Raw genomic sequence first — 16,966 nt, 5'->3', positions numbered from 1 at the left:
AGCAATTCCTCATTACAGTTCATCGATTAATGTAATAATCTGCTTGATCGGCATTAATTCACTGTCGATTTCTTTAGCCCTATGATGAGTAAGGATACTTCTGGCCGCATTCTCCATAGCCGGGAAGGCAGCCCTGAGAAGCTGATTGGCATAAATACAAATATTCACTCCATGCTTTGCCAATTCTTCTTCTGTAATTACATTAAATGAACTTGGAACTACTACAATGGGTGTTTTCTTATTTTCTGCGCGGAACCTGTCGCAGAATTCCAGAATCTCATCGGGTTCTTTACGGCGGCTGTGAATCATAATACCATCTGCTCCGGCTTTAACAAATGCCCTGGCTCTCGCCAATGCATCTTCCATACCCTTTTCGAGAATCAGGCTCTCGATCCTCGCAATAATCATAAAATCATCAGATAACTGTGCATTTTTCCCGGCCGCAATTTTAGCACTGAATTCTTCAATACTAGCTTGAGTTTGTTCAACCTCTGTTCCAAACAGGCTGTTCTTTTTCAATCCTGTTTTATCTTCGATAATTACAGCGCTGACGCCCATCCGCTCCAGACTGCGAACAGTATAAACAAAATGCTCCGTCAGGCCCCCAGTATCACCATCGAAAATGATCGGCTTTGTTGTTACTTCCATTACATCTTCAATTGTACGAAAACGGCTGGTCATATCAACGAGTTCTATGTCGGGCTTTCCTTTTTCTGTGCTGTCACAAAGAGAGCTGACCCACATAGCATCAAACTGATCTATTGCTTCCCCATTACTGACCACTGTTTTCTCAACCAGCAGACCAGTCAGCCCGCTATGAACCTCACAAGTTTTCACAATAGGGACTATATTAATAAGCTTCTTGAGCCTTCCCCTCCGGAATTCAGGCATAGAGAGTTTCTCATGCATTTGTCTGTCAATCTTCTGGATGTCAGGATTTCTTGTATAAGGAACCTCAACAAGTTTACCACCGTGCTTCTCTATGAGACTTTCTATATTCTTTTTGATTGTCTGCATAGAATCAGATGACCAGTTATTGCCATGAACAATATAATCAGGATGTAAGTTTTCGAAGATTTCATCGTAAAAAATATGGTTTTGCACAACAACTTCGTCAACACCGGCAATCGATTTTACAAGTTCAACTCTCTCTTGCTGAGATATTGTTGGAAATCTGTTGTATCGCACCATTTCTGAATCGCATAAGACTCCGACTACAAGCTTTCCCCCAAGTTTTTTGCATTCGTTTATGATGTTCAGGTGTCCTTCGTGAATAATGTCTGTGCAGAAACATGTGTAAACCATTTTTTATACCTCCTGATTATCTTTATCGGGAATGCTTTCCCTTAAAATACTCTGTATATGGTTCAGTTGCAGAAAAAATAACTTCACCGTGGTCATTTTCACCAACAACAATCTTTCTCCAATCACCATAAACCCTGGTTAAAGCATCTTCATAGTTTTTAGGTACCGGTATTTTTATGAACTCAAAATCCATATCAATGGATTCCTCAAAATCCTTTCTTAACCTATATGCGCGGTCATTAAAACCCAAAGTTAACATCGCTACATATTCTGTTTCTGAGTCATTATATTGCTTACATATGTTTTCAAACTCATAATAGTATTTCTGGTATCCATTTCTATTAATATAATACAGAGCTTGATTCCGTAAAACTATCAGCCTGTCCCGTAACGTAGGATTTTCCGGATGATATTTATTTAAATGCATGAGTAGTTTTCGATGTATTTTATTGCCTTTTTCTCTTTGTTCCTCGAACAGTTTTTTGTCGTCAGGAATATTGTCCAGCGGGAAAATATCCAGGAATATTCCTTGATTATATTTAAAGCCCATGCTGGCTTCACTTTTTAATATGGCTGTAGTTTTACTGTTGCGAAGCTGTGCGTGTCCCCGCGCACTGCCTTTGTCCGTCTCTTCCGTCTGGAAAAAATAAGGATAGGCAAATAACTGTGGCGCAATCTTACATAGTTTATCGTATTCATCACGCAGCATCATTACGTCGACATCATCATCCCACGGTATAAAGCCATGATGTCTTACCGCTCCCAGTTTTGTTCCGCAACTGGCAAAGTATTTTAATCCGTTTTCTTTACAGACTCTATCAAATTCCACCAGCAAATCCAATTCAACAGCCCATATTTCTTTCATTTCATGACTGATTGTGTATCCATTTCTTATTTCTTCGTCAAGGAAACCGTCCGGAAGGTGTATTTTTATTGGTAATTGGCTCATATTCTACTCCTGTTCCTCCTGCCTTTAGCATCTATAATTCAAGTGCGAATAACACTGTTACTTTTTGATCAGTTTTTTCAGATTCAATATAACTACATCAGTCATGAACGAATCTTTCATTAAAAGAAGACTTACGCAGTAAACAATACATCCTGTAAGTATTTGAACTATTACAGATACAAAAGCATTATCAATCGCACTTCCCAATAATAATACTACAATCATCATTACTATACCAGCAAACAGTTTTCGTGATATCTGTCTTATAAATACATTTAGACGATAATATCCACTGCAATTGCTAAAATATAAAACAGAGATAACCGTTTCAGCTATAAGTGTTGCTATTACGGCTCCTGTACTTTTTAATCTTGGTATAAAAATAAGATTTAGTATTAAGTTTATAACAGACCCGGTAATAATATATTTTGCACTTTGCGCCCTTAATCCCGCCGGATTATAGTATTGATCTCCCAAGCAATTGCTAATCCCAACGATTATGATTAATGGGGACATTAATTGGAGCAATAGTATGGTTGCTTCATAGCCGGGGCCAAAATATAGCGGTACAAATCTCTGAGCCACACCGATTATTCCAAAGCAGATACCTATTCCAATAAAAAGAATATAATCCATGGATGCAGATATTCTTTGTTTAATCTCTTCATATTTTTTCTCTGTAAAAAGATAAGAGATTCTGGAATGCAATACTGCGTTTACACCTGCAAAGCATACCGATTTAGCCATATTAACAATCTTTGTCGCTTGCTCATAGTTTCCGTTTTCGCTTGTGTCTTGTGTAATCAATCCTATGAGTGTTTTATCGAGAATGGTGTAAACCGATATGGCAATTGTAGGTATGAAATATATAAAAGTTTCCTTTAGATGCTTTTTCAGCCGTATTCCCTTTAGAGGCACCTTATTCACAAACTTTGGCAAATATATCCACATTGATATATTTGCCAGACATGCGGTTAAAGACATGATCAGTATATAGATCCAGAGATCTTCCGCTTTTTTAACAAAAACAAAGATTGATATTGTACCGAGAATTTTGAAAAGACTATTCTGCGTGACCGTATACTTAAACTCTTCCATTCCACCATAGAGCCATGAAATATCAAACATGGTCCCCACAAGATAAAATGTAAGAATAATGTAGTATATCCTGTATTCTCTGTTAAACAGAATCCATATTCCCCACGCCAAAAGAGAAATTGTCGTTGTGATAAATGTCAATATGGCAATTTCCCAGAATATCTGACTCCGCTCATCTTTATTATTTCGATGCCTGGCAATTTCTCTTCCGCCATATGACACCATGCCCAATGCTCCAAACAGCATAAAATACGTTACATAAGCGTGTGTATAACTATATATTCCGGTTCCATCCACTCCAAGAACACGAGCCGCATAAGGAGCTGTTATCAATGGCAGAACCATCTTTAGCACTTGATAAAATGTGCTTAAAAACAAATTTTTCTTTAGTCCAGATTTCTGTGGCATTTCTGTTCTTCTTTCCGTTTTTTCATAGTACATTCTGTTCGTTTTATTCACAATTATTTAACCGTTATATTATTCTGTTCTATCTATAGCCTAACATAAAGCGATGTCAAATTCGCTTTTTGCATTTCCGAATAATGCTTTTTTCCTTCTGTATTCTTTCAACACAATTGGGAATAAAAGAAGAATCGGATTGTATTGTATGCTGATCCATGTGTTATTACTAAAGCTGAACGCTGCTACTGCCGTCAGCCAAATAAATAGTATTTTATTATTGGTACGGGCAGAATAATTATGCAGGAAAACATAAAAGACCAATACCAATCCTGTAAAAATAAGGCCATATCCCAAAAGGGAATACAAAAATCCACAATCAACGTAAAAATATTCTGATGGACCATTATTGTACGTTTCGATTTTATTACCAAATAGTTTTATTTTGTACAACGTCATCGCTTGATGGCCTAAATATATGCGATCCGAAAGCATCTTATTTATTGCTGCCAGTCTGGGATTATCGAAAGTAAATGCATGATTAACCCATATTGATACTATAAATGTGATAGGGTACACAAGGATGGTCAAATAATGCAAAAACTTTTTCTTTAAATTGAACCAATTGAATTTTATTAATACAATATACAAAACAATTACAAGATATATTAGATAATATGTAAGTCTCAATGTGCTTAATTTATAGATTATATAATTTAAGCCCAATATTACAATCAATTCAGACCATGCCGCTTTCTTTTTCTTAAGATAAAGGTGCTCCAGTACCAAATAAAAAAAAGCATATGGCAAACCCGAATAATAACCAAATCCAAAGGTCCAAATGACTACACCATTTCGCTCCCACTCGCCGGTATTAGGAAGTATGCCGACAAAACTTAACAACATTGTACACACAACAATTATTAAGCTAGTCCAATAACTGCATTTAATAATTCTGCGAAATGAAGTCATATCTGCTCCGCACAAAAGCGCTGCATATACTAACATCTTAGCATTTGAATCTACTATTGCAGCCATTCCGAATATCAGAATAATTGAAATACGCAATATCATCTCTTTTTTTGTACATTGGTTGTTTAAAACAATGGATAAAATAACACCAATTGCTATAATCGGACAAAACAGCCATATGGCACGGGGTTTATAGAAAATCTCTTGAAAAATATAACAAGTCGCTATAAATAATATATAGCAACCTATATATATTGTTTCATTTGTTCGCATCTTTATCTTCATTACTAGTTTCTCCATAAACTATATATCTGATTATATACGATTATACAATTTCTTCCTTTTGCCCTAAATAGAATTTATTAAAGTATACATTTTCTTCTCGTTATGATTTTTGTTACTCCATAATAAAGACTTAGTTTGAAAATGAATATCAATATAAATGCAATAGCATAAAATGGAACATAACTATAAATCTTGTCCCAAGGCATAATATTCATGTCAATTAAATGTATGCAAAGAATAATATCACTATAAACACCAAAAAAAACCAGTATACGTTTTATTATATGCAACGTGGCTTTTTTCTCGCTATTTTTTTCTATTTTTATCATTCCCTGCACAATTAACCATGATACAGAAACTGCACCGACAATGTCCAATATAGGATTCGAAAACCAGTTTCGTACAAGTGACATTGAAGTGTCATCTTCAACATTTATAGCTCTAACAATAGATTGTAGCCACAATAATATAGCTATTATAGCAATTATCCATTGTGACCACTTGGACTTATTATATTCCTCTTCTCTCTTATGATCTAATTTCCACAAACGATACATGTATCCAATGTAAAGAAAGCCAAGTCCTGTACAACCTGCTTGAATTGATAACGGCCACCACGAGTACTTTGCAGAAAACCAGCCAACAAAAAAAATAATACCAACTATACATGTTTTAATTACTCTTAACAGCGTTTTACTCCATGTTTTTATATCTAGTTTCTCTATTAAAAACAGTAGGATTATCGCCCATAATAATGCGATAAAAAACCAAGTTGCACCTATAATAGGAATATCGTTATATCCCCAAAAACTGTTAGCGTATGTACTTCCTCCGCCATAAAGTCCTGCGACTAGCCAATACTTTATGCTATAGGTAATTACACCCCCTACTTCTTCCGAGTTCGCTATGGCTTTTACTCCAGCTTTTATTGTGCATAATACAATAAGTAAAATCCAGGTAATAAAATAAGGTTTCAAAAGTCTACAGGCATATTTTTTTACTGTTTCTATTTTATCTTTATAGAAAAAACCACTTATCAAAAAGAACAATGGCACATGATAGGTAAATACAATATCAGAAACTACTGAACTTCCCATATGACCAATAATAATAGAAAGCATACCTAATCCACGAGCCATATCAATATAATCAAGTCGACCTGTATTTTTACTCGCCAAATGCATTATTATGCCATCCTTTTATTATTCATTGAATTTATATATCTGCTTTACAATAATACAAAAATAATATATGCCCAAATGTCTTTTTACACATAGCTTATATACTACATTATTTCTGTATATAGTCCCTGTAATAGTAAATATATCCTTTTACTTAAGTGTTATGCCCTTTGCGTTTATAAGTTTTCTTTTTTAAACATGTTTAATGCTATACTGCATAATATTCTATACGGTCTGAAATGAAGTTTTCTTACCAATCTAACAAGTTTGCTCTTACTTCCAATTTGATAAACTATAGGATATTTTTCATATATGTCTTTATCGAGCTTTATAAGATCGTTTCGGTAATCCTCAGGATCTTGTATCAGAAGAAAAGATCGATATGTATGATATGTTATATTGGTTATGCACAAATTAAGAATGTCTTTTTTCGCTCCAGAATTTTCCGGATCTGCTCCCACATATGCTGACATAATTCTTCTGGCTACAATCGGCAAATCTTTTTGATGCTTACGTATTCCTTCAAGACTAACGCTTTGACCTTCAACTCCTAACCTGTAACGATATATGGGGCTTTCATAACGCGATATGCTCTTTGCTGCAATTATACAATAAAACACATATTCAGAATCAGTATAAAAACAATGTTCAGCTATTGGCTTATTCAAATTTCTGAGTGTTTCTGTTTTGATTGCTATCTCATGCATCAAAAAAGGCTTTTTATCTATATGAAGGTCAATTATAGCGTTATCATCCGACGATATTTCAGGATGATTATCAATTAGCTTCTCTTCCTTATCTCTTATTTCTATATATGGCGTAACAACTAAATCGGCCTCTGTCTTGTCTAAAAACTTAAGAAAAGACGGTAATTCGTCTGTTTTGAACCAATCATCTCCGTCCAGCAGTTTATAATACTTCCCTTTTGCTATGGAAAGAGACGCGTTGATAGTAGATCCATAACCACCGTTCTCTTTATCAATAACAATGATGGATTCTGGAAACCGACTGCTCAGTTCATGCGCTATTTTATTCGTATTGTCTTTCGAACCATCATCCACAATGATGATTTCCATTTTTTTTAAATCATCATTGTTTACAATAAGTGACCCTACAGTATCGCGTATAAATCTCTCAATATTGTAAGAAGCTATTGAAATTGTTAATAGTTTATTATTCATATCTGAATTTACCCTTCATATAGATTTTTGATTTTTGCTGCTGTTTGTTTAATGTCATAGCCTTTTTCTCTGATGACTGTGGAATTATCTACAGGTTCGATATCTTTGTAATATATAGCTCTTTCAATCCATCCATTTATGTCTTCCAGACTTATTTGATCAACATTCTGCCCGAGTACTACAGTTTGGGGAACACCTGTAGATATTATACAAGGCAGTCCTGCAGCCTGTGCCTCTAGTGTTACAAAAGAAAACCCTTCATAAAGAGAAGGAAGAACAAATATGTCCATTACTTGATAATAATCCGGTACATTATCAACATTCCCAGTGAATATCACAGAATCCTCTAAATGTTTTCTTTTAACTTCTTCTTTTACATCAGTAAGCAGTTCTCCATCTCCCACTAACAATAATTTGCTTATGGGAATTTTCTCATGAATCTCACCAAATAGACTTACTATAAATGAATGGTTTTTTTCTTGTGAAAATCTTCCAACATGACCTATTACATAGCTGTCATCCGCTATATTTAACTCATTTCTTTTGCTTTTGCGTATTTCATCATTCCTTTTATATTCATCAATGGAAATACCATTTTCGATAATTTTCAAATCGTTCTTAACTATCGATCTTGGATACTTCATTTCCCCCGCCTGCTTTGAGCAAGCAAGGAAGTCTGTGGCACACTTCTTCAGTAAAAAGCCAAAGATAAAACGGATCACTTTATGCTTTATTGATGAAATCCCTGTACTATGTGAATGAACTATTATTTTCCTGGCACTCGCATGCTTAGCTGCAAGAGCTGTATATGCAAGAACAGATATTGATCCTGAATGTATATGAACAACATCATAATGGTGTTCCTTAAGAAACTGCGTAATTGGATTTAAGAGTAGCTTTCTACTCTCTCCAGGTTTAAACTCCAAGCCTAACTCGTATACATTTCCTCCCTTGGATATGAGCAGTTTTCGAAAGCCTTCATTATCACAAATATAGGGAGTTAATACATCTATTGATAAACCAGAGTAATCTATGTTTTCAATTACATTCAATATAAATTTTTCCTGGCCTCCATGTAAAATAGGCTCTCCTGTGATTTCTATTACATTCATTCGCATACCCTTTTCTGTATAATAATATCACTTAGTATAACTTGCACCTCTATTATTTTACATTTTCTAAATGCTCTTAAAATCATCTGCTTTACGCAAACTTATACCTCTTAAGGCAACAATCTCTTAGCATTTATAAATGTAGACCGAATAATAAAAGAATATTGGTTCGGCAACATACTATACAAGATATATCTGCTAGCCTTGTACATATCAGCTTGCTAGTTTATCATTTTATTAAACTACATAATTAATTAGGTCACGTTATGTATTCAATCTCAGGTTTAAACTTAAGCCCAGAGATTGTTCCCTTGTATATCTTCGCTAAACGTTTCCCCTTGTTATCCTTACTCTTTGTCAGCACTCTTATGCAATGGCCTGTCAGGCGAGTCGCTTCATAACAGAATCCCTTTATTCCCTCACGCCTATAAAGATATACATCATTCCTGTAGAGATAATTAAAACGGTCCAAACGGTCCGCGCTCTCAGAAGCTATGTTTGCACCTATATTGCTTTTTGATTTGTGAATAACAACACTGTCTCTGACTGCATAACAGGGATACTTTAATGATATTCTTCTGGTATATTCCCAGTCATCCGTCCAAATGAAAAACTCTTTTATCGGAAGTCCCATTTCCACTACTATTTCACGTTTAAGAAACAGGGAAACAAATGAAGCCATTACAACTTGATTAATATTATTATCAAAGCATTCAAGAGTTTTAGTTAGTGTTTTTCTTTGCAAATTCATAGTACAGATGCTTCCATCTTTCCATAGAACTTTGCTTGACAAAAAACCATATTGGCCATTCAATTCTTTATCTGCTTTTATAAATTCTTCCAGAGCGTTTTCTGTGGGCATGCAATCATCATCCATCACCCATATATAATCATAGTCCTTTTCAGCAGCATATTTTATGCCGAAAGAAAAGCCTCCAGCTCCCCCAAGATTTGAGCCGGTATCACAATATTCTATTTTCTCCTCGGAAATATAATCAGCTATATACTCTTTTGTACCGTCAGTGCTGTGATTATCAATGATAATAATATGTGGTATCACTGGTCTCTGAGACAACAAACACTCAATGTTTTCTTTAAGAAGCTCTTTTCTATTATAGGTTACCACAATTACAGCATATGATTTTTCCATAGAAAACACCTCATTTCCTTCCAAGTTTTCTCTTGATAAAGTTTCCGCCTTTAACAAGCCAGTTCTGGTTTTCCATGAATACATATCCTGTGTCTTTGTATGGGAGGTGGTTTGTTTCAAGCCATACATCCAGAAGCCGTTCGCTGACAAATCCGAATACACGGCTGTCATTCTTGTTGTAGGAGCTGATGTCCAGCCTGTTTTCCAGTTCAAAGAGCACATCAAAGAGCCATTTGCAATATTGATCAAAGAGCTCTTTCTTCATCACGAACATGTTAAAGCGGTGTCCGGTAGTTTTTTTCATGCTGGAATCCCAAGCCGCGATATGCTGCGGATATTTCTCCTGCAGAATCTCCCGGGTTATGTCAAGGTCGATGGCATGATGTGCGTGAGCATACTGGCTGTAGTTTGTCTCAATCCAGTAGTTGCGGGGAGTAGGCAGCAGAATATCCGTTTCCTGCAGTTTCTTTTCCATTTCCGCGCCATTGATGACTTTGTCTTTCTTGTCCCCGAACCATTTCCCGTTTGAAAAATGCCTGCGGTAATGGGCAAGTCCGACATAATCCGCATTTAGGTTTTTCCATGCCCAGTACAAGCCTGTCAACTCACAGTAATTGGGATTCTTTGCGCTGATATTCTCTCCCTCATCATCCCGCTGGTAACCTATGCTCTCTTTTCCGGCGGCACCCACATGAACGGGAAGATACATGGGATCATCCGGCATCCAATACTGCTTATGTGTGGCAATAATAATCCTGATACTCATTGCTTCGTCCTTCTTCCCTTTACTGTGCACCGTCTTTTTTTATAACCGCCAGAGCTGTCCTGATTATACACAGAGCATCCAGATACAGGCTGCAGTTCTTCACATAGTAATATTCCAGTTCCAGGCGCTCCCTGTAATCAATGTTGCTTCTGCCGTTGCAGCCCCACCAGCCGGTAATACCGGGCTTCACCTTCTGGTAAAGCTTTAGTCCGCCATGCTCTTCCAGTTCTCCCTCAACCAGAGGCCGCGGTCCAACCAGGCTCATATCGCCTTTGAGAACATTCAACAGCTGTGGCAGTTCGTCGATACTGGTTTTCCGCAGAATCTTTCCGGCTTTGGTTATTCTCGGGTCGTTTTCAAACTTTTGGTTTTCTTCCCACTGCTTCCGCCATTTTTCTTCCTTAAGCATTTCCTGGAGGATATCATCCGCGTTGGGAACCATGGATCTGAACTTCCAGATTTTGATTTCTTTACCATTTTGTCCGACACGCTTCTGGCGGTAGAAGATCTTCGCCTTGTCACCGGTCAGCAGATATACCAGTTTCACAATAATCGTTATCGGAATCAGCAGGATCGTACCGATCAGGCCGCACACGATATCCATAAATCGCTTGATTCCCAGATATAGCAGCTGACCAGGCCGGAAAGAGAACGCGCCGATACTCAAGGCTTTATAGACGCCGAAGTTCTGGATGTACTGGTCCTCCGGCTGGAAGCCGATAGCGGATTCCACAACCATATTCAGGCCCACACCGTTGGCATTCAGTCGTTCCATGACACCCGGTTCAACCTCTCCGGGACGTACCGCGATCAGCACCTCTTCAATGTTATGATCCAGGATATGTTTCTCATATACATCCCGGCCATATACCGGAATAGTACCGATTTCCTCCACATCCAGGCTTTCCTGTTCACTGTCGATCAGGTGAATGCCAATAATATCGTAAAGTTTGAAATCCCCGGCTGTAACGTTCCGGATTGTTTTTTCGATACTGTCTATTTTGCCAACTACAAACAGCGGAATCTGTTTTGTTGTCTTTACTACGACCTTTCCGGACACCAGCAGCTTTTTCCACAGGAACTTCAGGATAACAGACAAAACAAAGTAGATGCCATACATCACAAAAGACATTTCCCGGGAATAAGTGGCGCCGATCTTAAAGGCATAAAAGATCAGGCTGGCGATCAGCAGGTTATAGATCGTCAGTTGAAACGCCCGGATCAGCTCCATATAATACGAGCGGCGCATAATACCGCTGTACGGATTCACAAAGAAATTAATCACAATACTGAGGATCAGGACAATGAACAGATATCGCGTCCATTCATCATTTGTATAGAAATCCCATTCGTGGAATTTCAGAAAATAAGAAATAATAAACGCGATAAACAAGGCAACCAGGTCCACAACCATAAAATCCAGATGCTTCGCCCAGGAATACTTGCTCTTAATCTGCATTAGCTGTCACCTCATTACAGGAATTCGGTCATCTCTGTCTGTTACTCCGCGGTTTTTCGGCCGCTTTTCGCAGCGCTGATAATTCCAAGTGCCACGAAGAAGAAAGGAAGAACACAGGTCTGTCCGGAACGCAGCCAGGTAAAGCACTCGATCAATTCTCCGGCTGCAATGGAAATAACGATCGCAATAGCTGTTTTGTCCCAGGTATATGATGTATCCCGGATCATCCGGAACATCTTCACAGCAATCGTTACCAGGAAAGCACCCATCAGCAGAACACCCGGGATCCCGCTTTCCAGAAGGATCATCAGGGGCATGCAGTGACAATGTGCCGCTTTGAATGTCATCCACTGGGAAGCGTTGATTTCATTCATCGGGTTCAGTATGGAGGTACCATACAGCAGATACCGGGGATTCGCTTTAATGATCTGAATCGCCGCATTCCAGATCATCGGCCTGCTTGTCAGAATATTGGTGCCGGTATAGCCGCGGTTGGAAACCAGTGTGCCGCCGTCACCCGTATCAGCAAGTGCGTGCGGGATCAGTAACCCTCTGGTTCTGGCCTGGTTAAACAGGGAGATTGTTTTCATGCTGCACAGGACCACAGCAACAAAAACAACACCTGTTACCGCGATCGCGGGAATCCAGGCCTTCCATTCCTTTTTCCCTTTTTCCCGGAACCTGTCCCTGAGCTTATACAGCACAAAGAGGCCGATCAGCACAGCGATGCCGGTTGCCACAGTCACCTGCGCGCAGCGGGAGTCTGTGAGGCTCAGCGCGATCATCATGGGAATGAGGGAAAGGAAGTAAAGAAGTTTCCCTGTTTTATTCTTCAGGATGAATATACAGCTCAGGGCAACGAGAACAGAAACGCTCAGCACCGAGCCGGAATTGGTCACATAATAGGTCAGCCACAGCCGTCCGTCTACAAGGCCCCAGATGGCGCCTTCGCCTATCGTATAAATCCATTGGTCTTTCCAAGCAGCATAGATCCCCAGGCAGCTGTTGGCCACCATGCCGGCGGTCCACAGGGCAGCGTTAATGCCCAGGAACTTTTTCAGCTGTTCTTTCGAAAACACCCTGGCAAGACCGTAGCAGGCGCAGAATACCCAAAGTCCGGTCAGAAGGTCATCGCTTACGCTCTCAATAAACAGATTCTGCAGATTTGGAACTGCCACCCGGACTGTTTTCAGGAGCAGGTAAACCATCAGGAGCCAGAAACCTTTATCCTTCCACAGTTTGCCCAGCCAGACCGCCAGCACGGCGGTGATGATACGGATCACCCAGACAAATCCCGGGAAATAGAAAGTTGTCCCGGTTGTCGTGGGATCCTTGTAGGTAGCTATGACCGCCATATAGCCCAGAAGCAGGCCGCTCATCAGAACGGCATAGATGATCCTGGCCGGGGTCCATGACTGCTGTTTACTCAATGCTGTATCCTCTCTTGCCGGTTATTGGATGTTTACGGTGACGTCTTTTCCGGTTCCCGGAAGGTTGGAAGAAGCTTATGGAGGCACTGGCGGATATCACCATGGCGCTCCAGGGTATCCTCTAGTTCGCGGAGCATCTGCTCAACAGTCTCCCAGTCATAATGGTCCTGTTTTGCGACGTAGATCCGGTCCCGTTCAGTTGCCTGGTCATTTTCCTTGTCAAGGAGAAGCTCCTCATAGAGCTTTTCCCCGGGGCGAAGGCCGGTGCAGACGATCTTTTCCCGGCCGGTGCCGTAAAGATGGATCATCTTCTCAGCCAGGTCTTTGATCCGGACAGGCTCACCCATATCCAGAATAAAGACTTCTCCGCCCTTTGCGATGCTGACCGCCTGAAGTACCAGGGAAGCCGCTTCGGGAATCGTCATAAAGTACCGGATGATATTGGGATCCGTAAGGGTCACCGGACCTCCGGCACGAATCTGGCGTTCAAAGATCGGAACCACAGAGCCATGGGAACCGAGCACGTTGCCGAAGCGCACCGCCATGAATTCAGTTTTCTTGTTCGGGATGGAAGTAATAATGATCTCCGCCAGGCGTTTGGAAGCGCCCATAACATTGGTGGGATTCACAGCCTTGTCCGTAGAGATCATGACAAAGCGTTTTACTCCGCATTCAATAGCCACTTTCGCGGTTTTATAGGTGCCGAACACGTTGTTCAGGATCGCCTGTTCGCTGCTGGTTTCCATCAGGGGAACATGCTTATGCGCCGCGGCATGGATCACAACGTCCGGCTTGTATTTCCCCATCACCCGCCAGAGGGATTCCTCATCCCGGACACTGCCGACCTCCAGGACCAGCGTGTTGGCCACCAGTTCCCCGTACTTTTCTTTCAGTTCGAAGAACAGGTCATACATATAGTTTTCGGATATATCGTAAAGGATCAGTTTTTTCGGGGTAAAGGCCAGGATCTGCCGGCACAGTTCAGAACCGATGCTTCCGCCTCCGCCGGTGATCAGGATGGTCTTGCCGGTCAGGTAGGCGTGCACCTCCGTCATGTCCAGGTGCTGCTCCGCGCGGCCCAGCAGGTCCGCAATATTGACGTCCCGGGCTTCGGCGCCTTCCCGGACGCCGGAATAGATCATCACATGAGCGCCCGTTCCGATGCAGTCATTCAGGAGCGTGGTAATATCCCCGTTGGGGGTGGCAATGGCGATGATAATCTCGCTGATATTGTATCTTTCGGCGGTTTCAGCTACCATGTCCGTTCCGCCCACGATCGGAACCCGCGAAATGGAGGAATGCTGCCTGGCGGGATCGTCATCCAGAATCGCCACAGCCGTAGCGTTGCCGTAACGGCCGTTCTGGATATCGCGGATCACGGTGGAACCGGCATAACCGGCGCCAATAATAAGGATACGTTTGGTTTCCTTGTCCTCTTTCCTGCGGCTGCCCGCGGTCCGGTAACGGATCAGGAAGCGGGACGCGCCCACCAGGAAGAACGTGATAACCCACTGGATAAAATAGACCGGACGGGGCATCAGGAAAAAATTCGTTCCGATCTGATCCCGGAACAGGTAGATAATCAGGGAGACCAGATAGGTGATGCCGGTACCTGCCAGGGTGCTGATCCCGCTCTGCAGGAGAATATCCTGTCCGGCATAGGCAAGAATGGTACGGTAGATCCCGCTGACAGCCAGCGCGGTCAACGTGGTTACGAGAAGCAGCGGCATCGTCCGCCACAGATGATATACATGTCCTTCCGGAACCCTCAGGGAGAAATAAAACTCCAGCGAAATCAGGAGGCCGATAAAGATGAAGACAGCGTCCAGCATAGGCCAGAAGTATTTTTTCAAACGGCTGATGGATCTTCACCTCACAACAGTTATTCTGAATCCGTAATAATACGGGAAAAACAGCATGGCTCCGCCGTCCGGAGCAGAGGCTTCTGCTTCGGGAAAAGGATGGTCCTTTTTGCCCCGGCAAGCCACCGCGGGCGGACCGTGGAAGGGCGGAATGGGCAGACTCTGCCCACATACCTATACAGAGTAAATTATAGTGTTTCTACCAATCTATGTCAATGAAAACGGGCCCTCCGGGAGGGTTCGCCGGACCGGCGGAAATGAACAGATTTTGCCCGCGAAAAAAATTTGACAACTTTTTTTTCGTAATTAGAATAAAAAGTGGCTTTTCGTTCGTCTAATATAGTAGAGTCGTCTGACTCATGTCGATTAAAGGAGTGAAAGAGATGAACAAGTTCCTGAGATGGATGTGCGCACTTTGTGCCGTATGTCTGATGCTGAGCGGCCTGGCCGTTGCGGAAGAATGCGGTATCGGAGAAGCGGCATCCCGTGTACCCACCACGACCACGATGTCTGTTGAGCAGGCTGTGCTGCCCGCGACAAGCGCTCCCGCTTCCAAAGGCGCAACCACCACTGCTCCTGCCTCCACGGGTTCCTCCACGAATCCCCTGGCAAACGAAAACAGCACCAAGGGTTTTGTTTACCGGATGTACACAACCGTCCTCGGCCGTGAGCCCGATGCTGTCGGTTTTGACTACTGGGTAAGCAAGCTGGAAAAGGGCGAGGTCGGTGCCGCGGAAATTGTGAACGGCTTCTTCAATTCCAATGAGTACATTGCCATGAAGAAGAACAACGACGCCGTTGTTGTTGACTGCTATCAGGCAATGCTCAACCGTGCTCCTGACGCCGAAGGCAAAGATTACTGGATGGCCCGTCTGAATGTCGGTATGACCGCCGACGCTGTCTGCTCCGGATTCGTGAGCAGCAACGAGTTCATCAAGCTGGCTGCCCAGTACGGCATCAAGACCGGTAAAATCACTCTTACAAAGGCCCGTGACCAGAGCTATGTGCGTACCGCCTTCGTGTATCGGCTGTACAAGGACTGCCTGGATCGGGATCCTGAAGTCGACGGCCTGGAATACTGGTGCGACAAGCTGAACAAGGGCACCGGCGGAACGCAGATCGCTTCCGGTTTTGTTTTCAGCAATGAGTACAAGAACCGCCTGGCGGACAATGACAAGTTCGTTGAAATGCTGTACCGGGCCATCCTGGGCAGGGATTCCGAACCCGCCGGCAAGAAGTACTGGCTGGATCAGCTGAATTTCACGATTTCCCGTGAAAAGGCCCTCAACGGCTTCATGACCAGCAACGAATTTGCTGCCAAGTGCGCGTCTGCCGGACTGAAGGTCGGCAAGAAGATTGCCGAACCCGATACCAGCCGCGACTGGAAAGCCAACATCCTGGTTCTTTCCCTGATCAACACCGAGCGTGCCAAGGCCGGCCTGCCTGCCCTGACCACCCGTGAGGATCTGTGGGAGCGCGTTGCCAAGGTTCGTGCCCAGGAAGTCAAAAAGTCCTTCAGCCATGTCCGGCCGAACGGAACTTCCTGCTTCACCGCTTATGATGAAGCCGGCTTCCCGGAATCCTACGAAGCTGAAAACATCGCCTTCGGCTACAAGAACGAGAAGGACGTTGTGAATGCCTGGCTGAACTCCGTTGACCACAGGGCCAGCATCATGTCCACCCTGTACAACACGGTTGCCACAAGCCTGTATGCCAAGACCAACTGGGCCCAGAACTTCTACGCCGAACTCGGCAAGTAAGAAGCCTAAACAAGAAAAATCAGATCTCCATTCCGGAGATCTGATTTTTTTATGCTG

Annotated in this window: 13 protein-coding genes; 1 reads left to right on the top strand and 12 read right to left on the bottom strand. The window is 42.0% G+C overall.

The genetic code is table 11. The features are described from left to right. Positions 1-12: 12 nt before the first annotated feature. The 12 genes from aepX to JYE50_RS12120 all read right to left on the bottom strand — a co-directional run bounded on the left by aepX (position 13) and on the right by JYE50_RS12120 (position 15,140). Positions 13-1,305 (bottom strand): phosphoenolpyruvate mutase, encoded by a 1,293-nt coding sequence (gene aepX / locus JYE50_RS12175; protein WP_084096285.1) that lies wholly within the window; start codon positions 1,303-1,305, stop codon positions 13-15. 22 nt (positions 1,306-1,327) lie between these two features. Beyond that, entirely contained in the window at positions 1,328-2,254 is a 927-nt protein-coding gene (locus tag JYE50_RS12170) for a LicD family protein (RefSeq protein ID WP_084096284.1), read from the bottom strand. 57 nt (positions 2,255-2,311) lie between these two features. Beyond that, positions 2,312-3,811 carry a flippase gene (locus tag JYE50_RS12165; protein WP_283399230.1) on the bottom strand — a complete coding sequence of 500 codons (1,500 nt, stop codon included), beginning with the start codon at positions 3,809-3,811 and terminating at the stop codon, positions 2,312-2,314. 39 nt (positions 3,812-3,850) lie between these two features. Further along, positions 3,851-5,008: a hypothetical protein gene (locus JYE50_RS12160; RefSeq protein ID WP_084096282.1), complete on the bottom strand. Its 1,158-nt coding sequence runs from the start codon at positions 5,006-5,008 to the stop codon at positions 3,851-3,853. Between the two features lie 77 nt (positions 5,009-5,085). Continuing rightward, entirely contained in the window at positions 5,086-6,192 is a 1,107-nt protein-coding gene (locus JYE50_RS12155; RefSeq protein WP_084096281.1) for an acyltransferase family protein, read from the bottom strand. 173 nt (positions 6,193-6,365) lie between these two features. Further along, the gene (locus tag JYE50_RS12150; RefSeq protein WP_084096280.1) at positions 6,366-7,370 is read right to left on the bottom strand and encodes a glycosyltransferase family 2 protein; all 1,005 of its coding nucleotides are present in this window, start codon (positions 7,368-7,370) and stop codon (positions 6,366-6,368) included. An 8-nt stretch (positions 7,371-7,378) separates the two neighbouring features. Beyond that, positions 7,379-8,482, bottom strand: coding sequence for a glycosyltransferase (locus JYE50_RS12145; protein ID WP_179138369.1), 1,104 nt, complete (start codon positions 8,480-8,482; stop codon positions 7,379-7,381). Positions 8,483-8,741: 259 nt separating this feature from the next. Further along, the gene (locus JYE50_RS12140; RefSeq protein WP_084096278.1) at positions 8,742-9,632 is read right to left on the bottom strand and encodes a glycosyltransferase family 2 protein; all 891 of its coding nucleotides are present in this window, start codon (positions 9,630-9,632) and stop codon (positions 8,742-8,744) included. A gap of 10 nt (positions 9,633-9,642) precedes the next feature. After that, the gene (locus JYE50_RS12135; protein WP_084096277.1) at positions 9,643-10,398 is read right to left on the bottom strand and encodes a DUF4422 domain-containing protein; all 756 of its coding nucleotides are present in this window, start codon (positions 10,396-10,398) and stop codon (positions 9,643-9,645) included. A 19-nt stretch (positions 10,399-10,417) separates the two neighbouring features. Then, positions 10,418-11,857, bottom strand: a complete 1,440-nt coding sequence (locus JYE50_RS12130; protein WP_084096276.1) for an exopolysaccharide biosynthesis polyprenyl glycosylphosphotransferase — start codon at positions 11,855-11,857, stop codon at positions 10,418-10,420. A gap of 41 nt (positions 11,858-11,898) precedes the next feature. Further along, complete coding sequence (locus tag JYE50_RS12125; protein ID WP_084096275.1) at positions 11,899-13,287, bottom strand: O-antigen ligase family protein; 1,389 nt, start codon at positions 13,285-13,287, stop codon at positions 11,899-11,901. Between the two features lie 32 nt (positions 13,288-13,319). Beyond that, the gene (locus tag JYE50_RS12120; RefSeq protein WP_143763651.1) at positions 13,320-15,140 is read right to left on the bottom strand and encodes a nucleoside-diphosphate sugar epimerase/dehydratase; all 1,821 of its coding nucleotides are present in this window, start codon (positions 15,138-15,140) and stop codon (positions 13,320-13,322) included. 392 nt (positions 15,141-15,532) lie between these two features. Between JYE50_RS12120 and JYE50_RS12115 the strand changes: the two genes are divergently transcribed. Continuing rightward, positions 15,533-16,909 carry a DUF4214 domain-containing protein gene (locus tag JYE50_RS12115; protein ID WP_179138368.1) on the top strand — a complete coding sequence of 459 codons (1,377 nt, stop codon included), beginning with the start codon at positions 15,533-15,535 and terminating at the stop codon, positions 16,907-16,909. Positions 16,910-16,966 lie beyond the last annotated feature (57 nt).

Source organism: Aristaeella lactis, from assembly GCF_018118585.1.
Classification (GTDB): domain Bacteria; phylum Bacillota; class Clostridia; order Christensenellales; family Aristaeellaceae; genus Aristaeella; species Aristaeella lactis.
Note: the sequence above shows the minus strand (reverse complement) of the source record. Positions and strands in the feature narration are given on the sequence as shown.